This window comes from Terrisporobacter sp. (assembly GCF_017888745.1).
Lineage (GTDB): Bacteria > Bacillota > Clostridia > Peptostreptococcales > Peptostreptococcaceae > Terrisporobacter.
Window position 1 is genome coordinate 1 of the sequence record NZ_JAGHFM010000082.1, and the last position, 12,031, is coordinate 12,031.

The following is a 12,031-nucleotide window of genomic DNA, read 5'->3' on the forward strand; positions in this document are numbered from 1 at the left end:
ACAATATTTAGCATAATAATCGTACATGTAATAAGGCTATGATTTATAAATCATAGCCTTATTACATGTACGATTATTAACTTATTTTTCTTTTATATAAGAGTTAACTAAATCATTTCCAACTTGTTTTTTTATGTCTTCATATACATCTGAGCAAGCTTCTATTATCTTTTCTTTGATATCACTAGATAATTCAATGATTTCCGTTCCATTTTCTTCAATGTAATCCATTCTACTTATTATTCTTTCATCACATTGCTTCCTAGAATATTCTTTAGCAATTTTTGTAGCTTCATCTATTATATTTTGTTGATTTTCAGATAAATTATTATAAAAATCATTATTTGAAATTAAAGATATTACATGCGGCAAATGATTTGTCTTAATTAAATATTTCTGTTGTTCATATAACTTACTAGAAACTACTACTTCATATGGGTTCTCTTGAGCATCTATTGTATTTTGTTGTAATCCTATATAGACTTCACTAAAACTCATAGGTGTTGGATTTGCTCCTAAGTCTTTCCAGAAATTAATATGGTTGCTATTTTCCATAGTTCTAATTTTTTGCCCTTTAAAATCAGAAATATCTTCTACTTTTTTGTTACTAGTCATAATTCTAAATCCTTGATCAGTAAAACCAAGAAGTTTATATCCTGCATCTTCATATACATCTTCCATTAAATTAATAAATTCCTTATCATCAATAGATTCTCTTAAATCTTCAATATCATCAAAAGATGAAGGTAAATCAAATATAGCTGTTTCTGGCATAAAACTAACTTGAGGAGCTGTATTTTGCACAATAAATGGAATATCTCCATCTTTGCAACTTTCTAATAATTCTCTATCTCCACCTAAAATACTATTACTATACACCCTTATCTTCATCTTTCCGTCACTAAGTCTATAAACTTCATCAGCAAATTTCTGAGCATAAATTTGAGTTATGGTGTCTTCTGGACTTGCTGTAGCTAAGGGCCAATCATATACTTGAACATCTTCTTCATTATCAGTTTTGGCACAACCTGAAAATATAATAATTGAAAATAAAATCATGAAAATACTAATATATTTTTTCATTTTCAAACCCCTTTCTTATAATAGACATAAACTTATTGAAGGAATAAAACTAATTAATAGTAGTGCTATTATAAAATATCCAATTAATGGCAAGACACATTTAGCAATTTCATATACTGGAATATCTACAAGTGAACTGGCTACAAATAAATTTATACCTATAGGAGGTGTTATAAAACCTATAGCTAGATTAACAACCATAACTATTCCAAAATGTATTGGATCTATGCCTACTGATGTAGTTATAGGTAATAGTATTGGTGTTAGTATTAATATAGCCGGTGTAGTATCCATAACCATACCTACAAGTAGCAAGAATAAATTAATTACTATTAAAAGCACTATTTTATTCGATATATTACCAAGTATCCAGTCACTTATTATTTGTGGAACTTGCATTAAAGTAAGTACTCTTGAAAAAGCAACAGATGCTCCTAAAATAAACAATATAGGTGCAAAAGTTTTAGTTGAATCAACTAATATACTCCATATGTCCTTTACCTTGATAGTTTTATAAGCAAATAAGCTTACAAATAATGCATAAAATACAGAAATAACTGCCGCCTCTGTAGGTGATGCTATACCTGAATATATACATCCTAGAATAATAGCTGGAGTTAATAAAGCCCAGAAGCCTTCTCTTAACACTGAAATTAAACCTTTTTTTCGTAATTTAGATACTTCACAGTTAATTTTTTCTCTGTCCTCACCGTGTTTAGAGCAATAATAAAATGCATATATCATAAGAAGTAGTGCTACTACTATTCCTGGTATTATACCTGCTAAAAATAATTTACTTACAGATTCTCCCGATGACATACCAAACATAATATAAGGTATACTTGGTGGTATTATCACACCTAAACCTCCTGCAGTAGCTACTATAGCCGTTGCAAACGTTTTATCATATCCTAAATTTACTAAAATAGGAATAGTCATACTACCTACCGCAGCTACTGTTGCTGGACCAGAACCTGATATCGCTCCATAAAATAAGCATGTTATTATAACAGCACATGGTATTCCAGATTTAACTTTGCCAAATAAATAAACAAAAACGTTAAATATTTTTTCAGATATACCTCCTCTAGCCATAATAACTCCTGATAAAATAAACATAGGCACTGCCAAAAGAGGAAAACTATCCAATCCTGAAACCATTGATCTAACTATAAATTGACCACTAGCTGTAAAAGATGGCTCTATTATACTTGGCAATATAGATACAATTCCAAGAGATGTAGAAATAGGTATTGCTATTAATATACATATTGCAAATACTATAAAAACAATTATCGTAGACATAATTTATACCATCCTATTCTTTATAAATTCTTTGTACCAACATTGAATAATTCTAAATTCCACTAATATAAATCCTACTAATGGAGCTATCTGCACAATATACATAGGCATATTACAAGCAGGGCTAAGTTGATTACTTGATATTGCCGATAAAAAATATTTATATGCAAATGGTATTAAATAGAAAAAGAAAATAAATTCAATAAAATAATTCATCATTTTCAATATAAATTCAATTTTATTTGGTAATATACTTATGAATTGATCAACTTTAATAGATATTCCCTTTTTTACACAGTAACTTATACTTATAAATCCCGACCATATATATAAATATCTAGTTACTTCCTCCGACCAAGCAAGGGAGTAATTAAATAAATACCTTGCACATACTTGTATACCCATAATAAGAGTCATTATGACTAAAAATATTATCATTATTAGTTCTTCCATATATTCGTCTAAAAACTTTATATACTTCATCTACTCCTCCAACTTCCTTCTATAATTGTAAAATAAAACAAGCTACATATATATAAGTAGCTTGCATTATATTTATATACTTTTATTGATTATATCTAAAACCTTATTAAGTTCTTCAACATTTATTTGACCTGGTGCTGATGCTTTATTTACTGCTCCAAATGTTAAACATGAACCAAATACTTCTCCACATAAACGACTAATAACACCTTGACCTGCCATAGACATCGTAATTATAGGTCTATTCGCATATTGCTCAGACATTATAGTAGTCGCTTCCAATAATTCTAATACATCTAGTTTACATTTTGGCATTACAGCTATTTTAGGTATATCTGCTCCTAAATCTTGCATTTTTATTAAACGGCTTACTATATCACCTTTTGATGGTGTTTTATCAAAATCATGATTCGAAGCAACAACTTTAACATTTACACTATGAGCAAATTCAACTACCTCTTTAATTACTTCATCTCCAGTGAACACTTCTACATCTATTAAATCAACTAATCCTGTAGCAGCAACTTCTTTGTTTAAATTTACATATACTTCTGTTTCTATTGATTTTTCTCCACCTTCTTTTGAAGTACGGAATGTAAATAGTAAAGGTAATTCTTTTAATTCTTCTCTTAATTCAGCTAATACTTCTTTTACCTTATCTATATTAAATACATTTTCAAACCAATCTACACGCCATTCAACAACATCAACAGGTACACTTTGTAAGTTTTTTGCTTGCCCTATTATTTCCTCTTTTGTAACACCTACTATAGGGACACAAATCTTAGGCTTTCCTTCACCTAACACTACATTTCTAACTTTTACTGTTTTCATTTTGTCCTCCAAATATTAATACTATAATTACTCAAAAGTAATTTTCATTATAGTTAAAATACTTACTATTATTTTAAATTAAGTTTATATTCCTAAGAATTCTTTCATATGGTCTATTGGCATTGATTGTCCTGTCCATAATTCAAATGCAGCTGAACCTTGGAATAGCATCATACCTAAACCATTCATTGTCTTACATCCAACTTCCCTTGCCATTTTTAACATTTCAGTTTCTCTTGGCGAATAAACTACATCACTAACTATTAAGTCTGGTCTAAAGAAAGATTTATCAGGTATATAAGTTTGTCCCTCTAATGGCTTCATTCCCATTCCTGTTGCATTTACAAATAGAAAACTATCTGCTATTTCTTCTTTTAATTTATCTAAATCTGCTAAATCATATAAAGCAGCTTTACATGAAGTATTTTCGTTTATTTTGTTAACTGTTTCAACTGCATTATCCCAGAATTTATCTTTTATATTAAATATAGATATCTCTTTTACACCATCAAGTGCTGCTTGTATTTCTATAGCAGTAGCTGCTCCTCCTGCACCTACTATAGTCATCTTTTTACCTATTACATCTACTCCCTCTTCTTTAAGAGATTGCATATATCCTATACCATCTGTTATATGACCAACTAAAACCCCATCATTATTTACTATTGTATTTACAGCCCCACAAAGTTTTGCTGCTGGTGATAATTCGTCTAAATATTTATGCACAACTGTTTTATTTGGCATAGATACATTAGAACCTTTTAATTTTAAAGCTCTAAGTCCTTTTACTGCATCTTCTAAGGAATCGTTATCCACTTCAAATGCTAAATATGCATAGTCTAATCCTAGTGTTGCAAAAGCCTCATTATGCATTGCTGGTGAACTTGAATGTCTTATTGGATATGCCATTAATCCAATTAATTCTGTATGTCCTGTTATTCTTTCTGCCATTTTTCCCATCTCCTTTTGTAAAATATAAATTATGAATTCGTAACCTATATAACTTTGTTAAATTTTTAATTATATAACATATAAAAATTTACGACTTCTTTAACATTTATTATATTTAAAATTTATCAAAGATTCCAATTGATGTTATTTGTTATTTTGATAGTTTTTTTCTATAAGTTTTTAAAATTTAAAACTTATAATCTATAGTTTCTATTTATATTCTTTTATCACAAATTTTATAAATTCTTTAACACAAGGTGATAAATACTTATTCTTCATTTTTGCCATGTATATATTTCTCTCATATTTTGGATTCGTAATTTTTATTATATTTACATCTAAATATTTTAACAATTGTATATTAGGGATAATAGCTATACCAAAATTAGATTCAACTAACCCTGCCATTGATTCATCTTTTTCAACTTCATATACTATATTTTGTTTTATGTCCATTTTCTTAAACATATTATCAATAAATGGTCTTAGACCACTATTTTTTTTAAATGCAACGTACTCATAATCAGTTGTTTCTCTTAAATCCACTTCTTTTTTATTAGCAAGAGGATGATTTTTAGGTGTTATTAATACAAGCTCTTCTTCTTTAATTTTTATAAACTCTATATCTTCCTCATTATCAAGTTTTGAACAAAATCCAATATCATAGTCATCATTTTTTAGACCCTTTATTATATCCAATGTATTTCCATCTGATAATGTACACTTATACTCTTTTTCATTATTCTCTTTTAAAAATTTATTTACCAAAATTGGTATATCTTTTGCACCAAATGTATATATGTATCCTATATCTATAATTCCACTAGTCTCACTTGTTAAAAACTTAGTCTTTTTTATGCCTTGATCTAAAGTATCTAAAGTTTTCTCCACATATTCTAAAAACACTTTTCCATACTTCGTAAGTACAACATTTCTTCCCTTTTTTTCAAATAAATATGTTCCTAACTCTTTCTCAATCAATGATATAGCATTACTTAAACTCGGTTGTGTAATTGATAATTTTTTTGCTGCTTTAGTATAATGTTCTTCTTTTGCTAAAGTAGCAAAATATTGCAAATGATTTAAATTCATAATCTCCCCCTAAAATAATCTTACTTTTGATTAACAATTTTTATATTACTACAATCTATAGTTTTTTTCTATTATTTTCTACAAAAATATCAATTTGTTTTATTGGTTCATATAAATTAAAATTTGAAATATAAGTGAATCTTGTTAAAAAATAAATTTATAGATATTATAAATAACTTTTTTCTAAGAATAAATAGGGAGGTTTATTAAAAATGAATAAAAATTACAAAAATTTATTATCACCATTGACAATAAAACATATGACTATGAAAAATCGTGTTATGATGTGTCCTATGGGAACTAACTATGGCGGTCAAAATGGGGAAATGAGTTTCTTACATATAGACTATTATGAGCAAAGAGCAAAGGGTGGAACTGGACTTTTAATGGTAGAAAATGCAAGCGTTTACTCTCCACAAGGTTCAAATGGAACAACTCAACTTCGTATAGATCATGATAGTTATATACCTAGATTATATAAATTATGTGAAAGTGTACATAAACATGGTACTTGTATAGGTATACAAATTAACCATGCAGGTGCTTCTGCAATGTCTTCAAGAACAAATATGCAGCCAGTATCTGCATCAAATATCCCATCTAAAGCTGGTGGAGAAATACCTAGACCACTTACTAAAGATGAAATACTATTAATAGTAAAAAAATATGGTGAAGCTGCTAAACGTGCTCAGGCCGCTGGATTTGACTGTGTTGAAATACATGGAGGTCACTCTTATTTAATAAGTCAATTCTTATCTCCAACTACTAATAATAGAACTGATGAGTTTGGTGGTTCTATAGAAAATCGTACTCGTTTTGCAAAAATGATTATAGAAGAAGTTCGTAAAAATGTTGGACCATTCTTCCCAATATTCCTTCGTATCAGTGCAGATGAGCTTGTAGAAGGAGGAAATAGTTTAGATGATGCACTTGAATATTTAGAATACTTACATGATGAAGTAGATGTATTCGATGTATCTTGTGGTTTAAACTCTTCAATCCAATACCAAATAGATGCCAACTACTTCCCAGATGGATGGCGCTCATATATGTCAAAAGCGGTTAAAGAGAAGTTTAATAAGCCATGTGTATCTATGGGTAATATAAGGGATCCTAAGGTAGCAGAAGAAATATTATCAAATAATCATGCTGATATAATAGGTATGGGACGTGGATTAATTGCTGATCCAGAGTGGGTTAATAAAGTAAAAGACTCTAAAGAAGATGAAATACGTAAATGTATATCTTGTAATATAGGATGTGCTGCTAATAGAATAATGTTAAATCGACCAATAAGATGTACAGTTAATCCATCTGTAAATGAATATGAAAATTATAAGAATAAACATATTAATAAACCTTGCAATGTAGTAGTTATAGGTGGGGGAACTGCTGGGCTAGAAGCTGCATGTACTGCAAGTGAAGTAGGATGTACAACTTTCTTATTAGAGAAAAATGATGTTCTTGGTGGATTAGCTACTGAGATATCAAAAATACCTGATAAAAAGAGATTATATGACTTCCCACAATATTTAATAAATAGAGCTAGTAAACTAGATAATTTATTTATATTCAAAGCAACTGAAGCAAAAGTAGACTTCATAAAAAATTTAAAACCAAATATTATTGTAAATGCAACAGGTTCAACTCCTTTATTACCTCCAATTAAAGGTTTATCAGATCATGTTGATAAAAAAAATAGCAAAGTAAACTCAATAACTAAAATGATAGAAAATATACCAAACTACCCTGAAGATTTAGCAGGCAAAAAGGTTGTTATCATTGGTGGAGGTGCTGTTGGTCTTGATGTAATGGAGTTCTTTGCAAAGAGAAATGCTGAGGTTACTATAGTTGAGAAAATGTCTATAATAGGTAACGGCCTTGATCCTGTGACAAAATCTGATACTGGTCATACAATGAAAAAATATAATGTTAATCAACTTACTAATACTTCATTATTAGAAGTTAAATCTGATTCATTCTTTGTTGAACTAGAAAATGGAGAAAAAACTGATTTAGAATTTGATTTTGGATTTGTATGTCTTGGAATGAGAGCTAATAATTCATTAATCAATGAGCTTAATGAAAACTTTGGTGATGATGCTGAAATTTTAAACATAGGTGATAGCTTCCGTGCTAGACGTATAATAGAAGGTGTTGCAGAAGGAAGAAATATTTTAAGTACTTTAGCAAATCTTAACTATCTAGATAGCATAAACTAGTAAATCAATAATATTAGATAAATTATTTTTATCATAAAAATAATTGTAAATTATTGTTTTTTATTAATAAATCATGTAGATTTAATATTGTAAAGATATTCCATTAATATCTTTGACTTGTTTTTTGTTATGTTTTGTTAAAAAATATTTATTTATGTGTGTATGCAAACGGAAAAATAGGATGATATATATCATCCTATTTTTTATATTAAAACATTCTTATATATGAATTAAACTCTGTTTCATACTTTTGACTACCTTTACTCAAATAAAGTTTTATGGATATTTTATTGTTATTATTAATAATATTAATTGAGTCTACATAATCTCCAATCTCATATCCACCAGCTTCACTTCCTCCACCACTATTTAAAGTATTTATAAATAACTTATTATTTCTTTTAAAACTAATTTCTCTATCTTTTTCTGTTTTATTATATTCATCTCTATATCTACATTTTATAGATTCTGCTTTTATGTAGGACTTATTATCTTCAAATATAGTTTTACCATTAGTATCTCTTATACTTACAATACCCTTTGAGTTTTCCAACAGTTTATTAATTTGAAACGAGATTTCCTCACCTTGTTCATATAGTTCAACTTTATTCTGTATCATATTTTTATAATTATTAGAAAAAAATAATATATAATAAAAACTTAAAGATAAAGTTACTATTATAAATAAAGATACTATACCTTCTAAAAGTAAATATCCTCTTTTTTTACTTTTCATAGATTCCCTCTTTATATAGTACTCTTCCACTTACAGGTACTATAGTTATATATTTTGATATACTATTCTTAGAAATTATTATTGTTCCTCCACCATGCTCATAAGCTCCTGTCCTATCAAATCTAATATAATTAGAATTTTGAGTGATAGGATAACTTAATTTTGTATTCTTAGGTAAAAATATTCTTTTTTCTTCTATTGAATTATTATATAAACTATATCCCCAAGTATCATTTTCGTTTATAAATCGGATATAGACCTTATTATCAAGTATATTTTCTCTTCTTATGTATCTAATATCAGAACATAACTGCTTTGCAAAAGAGTCTATGATATAATTATCATTTTCATACTTCATAAAGCAAAGACTTGATATTATTACTATTATACTGATACTTATTACAAGCTCTAAACTAGTCACATTCCTTCTTTTTTCATAAATTTATATCTCCTTGTAATTATATAATATAACCAATTCATCTTCATTAAATTTAATATCTTCTTGAATATTATGACTTTCTACTTCATCGAATTTTTCTTCTGCTTCTTCTCGCCCAACAGTTTCTTTATCTTTAAATTCTTCTTCATCTTTTTTCCCTAGATAAGGATTTATTATTTTAAAACTAACAATAGCATGCTTCTTGTAATTTTTCAGACTATAAGAAGTAGAGACATTATAATGTAAAAATGCTTTATTAGATAAATTTCTATTATAACCTATATTTACATTAATTTTATTCTTATCATCACCGGGTAAATTTTTAATTTTATTAATAAAATTTAAAGAATTATTTTTTACAAAATAATCATAATAATCATCTTCTGTTTTCATATTTTCAATTGCATAGCTTACTTCTTTAAGGATATTACTATGAATAATTTCTATAGTACCTAAATTCTTTTGCCTTAATTGTTCATCTTTATAATCTAAATTTGAAATTCTACTACTACTCAAAATCAATCCAGAACATGTTATACAACTCATACTTATTATAGAAAAAATCATCAATGACATAATTAATATAGAGCCTTTATTTTTTCGTAACATATGTATTTAACTCCATGGAATTATTTTTATCTACTACTTTAACATTTAAACTATAGCACTTATAATAGTTGGTATTTGATACTGTTGTATATATCGTATACTTATTAATTTTTTCTATATTACTATAACTTTGAATTATATCGTCATTTTTTATTTTAGCTCTCTCATCTTCTATAAATTCTTTTGCAATAGATAACATTTCTATGTTATCTTTATTTTTATTTAGCAAATATAAACTATTATGAAGACTAGATGTTATAATAAATACAATAATACTTAAAATAAAAAAGCTCATAACACATTCTAAACTTGTAAATCCACTTCTTTTTATGTTATATTCATTCCTTTCTCAGGAATAGTTATTTTATACTATTAAAATATATATCTTTTATTTCTATAAAATCTTCTTCATTTAATTTAATATTTTCCCATATGCTATAAGACAAAATTCCTTGATTAATTAACATTCCTATTCCATATATAATTTTTAAATTATTATCTTTTGCCCATTTTAATAGTTTAGTTTCATGAGGCTTATAAACTATGTCACATACTAATAAATCTCTATGTGGTATTATATCTTCATTTATAGGACACTCATCATTTCCCATTCCTATTGGAGTTGTATTAATTAAAATATCTATATGTTTTAAATCTTCTTCATCCACTGATTTTATACTATATGTGCATTTTGTACTAAAATTTTCATTAATTATATCACATATTTCCTTAGCTCCTTCTATACTTCTATTTCTAATCTCAATAGATAAAGCATTATTTGATGATATTTCCACGGCAATACTTCTACAAGCCCCTCCCGCTCCTAATATCATTATTTTTTTATTTTTTAAATCATATCCTTCATCTAATAATGATTTTACAAAACCAATCCCATCAGTGTTATAACCTATTAATTTGTTATTTTCATTCTTTATTGTATTTACAGCTCCAATTAATAAAGCATTCTTATCTACTTTGTCTAAGTATTTTATGATCTCAACTTTATAAGGAATTGTTACATTGCATCCTTTAATTTTATATGCTCTTATTCCCTCTACTGCTTTTTCTAGGTTATTTTTTTCTATATCAAAACACATATAAACATTATTTTTATTATATTTTTGTGAAAGATAATTATGTATACTTGGCGAAAAACTCTGCTTTACTGGCTGTCCTAAAAGACATATTAAATTTGTACTTGAATTAATATTCATAGTTGCTCCTCTATTCTGTTTATTATCATATCTTTTATTATTTATACTTATCTTTAGTAATTTATTAAAAATCACATAATCTTTTGTATTCATTATATATAAAATTTTGATCTATTGTATTGCTAACAATATCATACTCTTTGACATTTCTTTCAATATTTAATTCTACCTCAATAATTATACTATCATCTATATTAGTTTTTATATCTATTTTACCTTTATATAAATTTATAATTAGCTTAGAAATTGACATGCTTAGATTTAATATTTTTTCATCATAATTATAAAAATGTTTTTTATGATCGTATCGTCCAAAATTTTCTATACTTACTATAACCTTATCACCCTTGGTTCTCATATTAATATTTATGGTACTCTTAAGTCTTGAATTTTTAATTACAAGAGAAATTAATGCTAAAATAGCTTTTGTTATATTATCTTGATCTATTTCAACATATACTTCTTCTTCTTCTGTGTCAAAAATTATATTTATTCCCTTATTAATAGTATACTTATTAAGTTCAGTTACTATATCTTCGCATATACAAACCAAATCATAAGTATCTTTTGCATCTTTATAATAATTAGTTTCTAACTTAGATAGTTCCATTATTTTATCAATTAAAATCGTAAGTATATCAACATGCTTATTCATTACATCTATATACTTTGCAAATTCACCCTCTGGTTCTCTTTTTATTATATCTTTACAGTTTCGTAATATAAACTTATTGCTCATATTTAATAAGTTTGCTGGTGTTAATAGTTCATGAGACATATTTATAAAAAAGTCGTCCATATCTTTATTTATAATTTCACTTTCCTCAATTTCCCTTTTCATAGATTCAACTCTAACTTCCTCTGTTATGTCTCTTATTATAAGTACCATCTTTGTAGACTTATTAATATCAATAAGAACCACACAACTTTCAATGTGAACTATACCTCCATATCCATCTTTAATGCTTTTTTGCATATATTTTATATTCTCATTTATATTTCCTGAACTTATAGCTATATCATTATAAATTTCATCTAAATCCATATTTTCTATATCTTGTAT

Annotated in this window: 13 protein-coding genes; 1 reads left to right on the forward strand and 12 read right to left on the reverse strand. The window is 26.8% G+C overall.

Going from position 1 to position 12,031, the window contains the following annotated elements:
• Positions 1–81 precede the first annotated feature (81 nt).
• From J7G74_RS04210 to J7G74_RS04235, 6 genes are all read right to left on the reverse strand, one after another.
• Positions 82–1,083 carry a TRAP transporter substrate-binding protein gene (locus J7G74_RS04210; protein ID WP_297132294.1) on the reverse strand — a complete coding sequence of 334 codons (1,002 nt, stop codon included), beginning with the start codon at positions 1,081–1,083 and terminating at the stop codon, positions 82–84.
• A gap of 15 nt (positions 1,084–1,098) precedes the next feature.
• Positions 1,099–2,388, reverse strand: coding sequence for a TRAP transporter large permease (locus J7G74_RS04215; RefSeq protein ID WP_297132296.1), 1,290 nt, complete (start codon positions 2,386–2,388; stop codon positions 1,099–1,101).
• Between the two features lie 3 nt (positions 2,389–2,391).
• Positions 2,392–2,871: a TRAP transporter small permease gene (locus tag J7G74_RS04220; RefSeq protein WP_297132298.1), complete on the reverse strand. Its 480-nt coding sequence runs from the start codon at positions 2,869–2,871 to the stop codon at positions 2,392–2,394.
• Positions 2,872–2,943: 72 nt separating this feature from the next.
• Complete coding sequence (gene aroD, locus J7G74_RS04225; protein ID WP_297132300.1) at positions 2,944–3,705, reverse strand: type I 3-dehydroquinate dehydratase; 762 nt, start codon at positions 3,703–3,705, stop codon at positions 2,944–2,946.
• Positions 3,706–3,789: 84 nt separating this feature from the next.
• A complete protein-coding gene (locus J7G74_RS04230; RefSeq protein WP_297132302.1) occupies positions 3,790–4,656 on the reverse strand; it encodes a shikimate dehydrogenase in 867 nt (288 codons plus the stop codon).
• A 210-nt stretch (positions 4,657–4,866) separates the two neighbouring features.
• Positions 4,867–5,748, reverse strand: coding sequence for a LysR family transcriptional regulator (locus J7G74_RS04235; RefSeq protein WP_297132304.1), 882 nt, complete (start codon positions 5,746–5,748; stop codon positions 4,867–4,869).
• Between the two features lie 212 nt (positions 5,749–5,960).
• Between J7G74_RS04235 and J7G74_RS04240 the strand changes: the two genes are divergently transcribed.
• The gene (locus J7G74_RS04240; protein WP_297132306.1) at positions 5,961–7,970 is read left to right on the forward strand and encodes an NAD(P)/FAD-dependent oxidoreductase; all 2,010 of its coding nucleotides are present in this window, start codon (positions 5,961–5,963) and stop codon (positions 7,968–7,970) included.
• A 208-nt stretch (positions 7,971–8,178) separates the two neighbouring features.
• Here the strand turns inward: J7G74_RS04240 and J7G74_RS04245 are convergent, their stop codons facing one another.
• The 6 genes from J7G74_RS04245 to J7G74_RS04270 form a co-directional block, all read right to left on the reverse strand.
• Positions 8,179–8,706, reverse strand: coding sequence for a hypothetical protein (locus J7G74_RS04245; RefSeq protein WP_297132308.1), 528 nt, complete (start codon positions 8,704–8,706; stop codon positions 8,179–8,181).
• Positions 8,696–9,064, reverse strand: a complete 369-nt coding sequence (locus tag J7G74_RS04250) for a hypothetical protein (protein WP_297132310.1) — start codon at positions 9,062–9,064, stop codon at positions 8,696–8,698. The genes J7G74_RS04245 and J7G74_RS04250 overlap by 11 nt, the downstream gene beginning before the upstream one ends.
• Positions 9,065–9,148: 84 nt before the next feature.
• Positions 9,149–9,754 (reverse strand): hypothetical protein, encoded by a 606-nt coding sequence (locus tag J7G74_RS04255; RefSeq protein ID WP_297132312.1) that lies wholly within the window; start codon positions 9,752–9,754, stop codon positions 9,149–9,151.
• Positions 9,738–10,049, reverse strand: a complete 312-nt coding sequence (locus tag J7G74_RS04260) for a hypothetical protein (protein ID WP_297132314.1) — start codon at positions 10,047–10,049, stop codon at positions 9,738–9,740. The genes J7G74_RS04255 and J7G74_RS04260 overlap by 17 nt, the downstream gene beginning before the upstream one ends.
• Positions 10,050–10,113: 64 nt before the next feature.
• The gene (gene aroE, locus J7G74_RS04265) at positions 10,114–11,061 is read right to left on the reverse strand and encodes a shikimate dehydrogenase (protein ID WP_297132316.1); all 948 of its coding nucleotides are present in this window, start codon (positions 11,059–11,061) and stop codon (positions 10,114–10,116) included.
• Positions 11,033–12,031: sensor histidine kinase (locus J7G74_RS04270; protein ID WP_297132319.1), on the reverse strand; the 999-nt coding region annotated here is incomplete at its 5' end. The genes J7G74_RS04270 and aroE, both read right to left, overlap by 29 nt.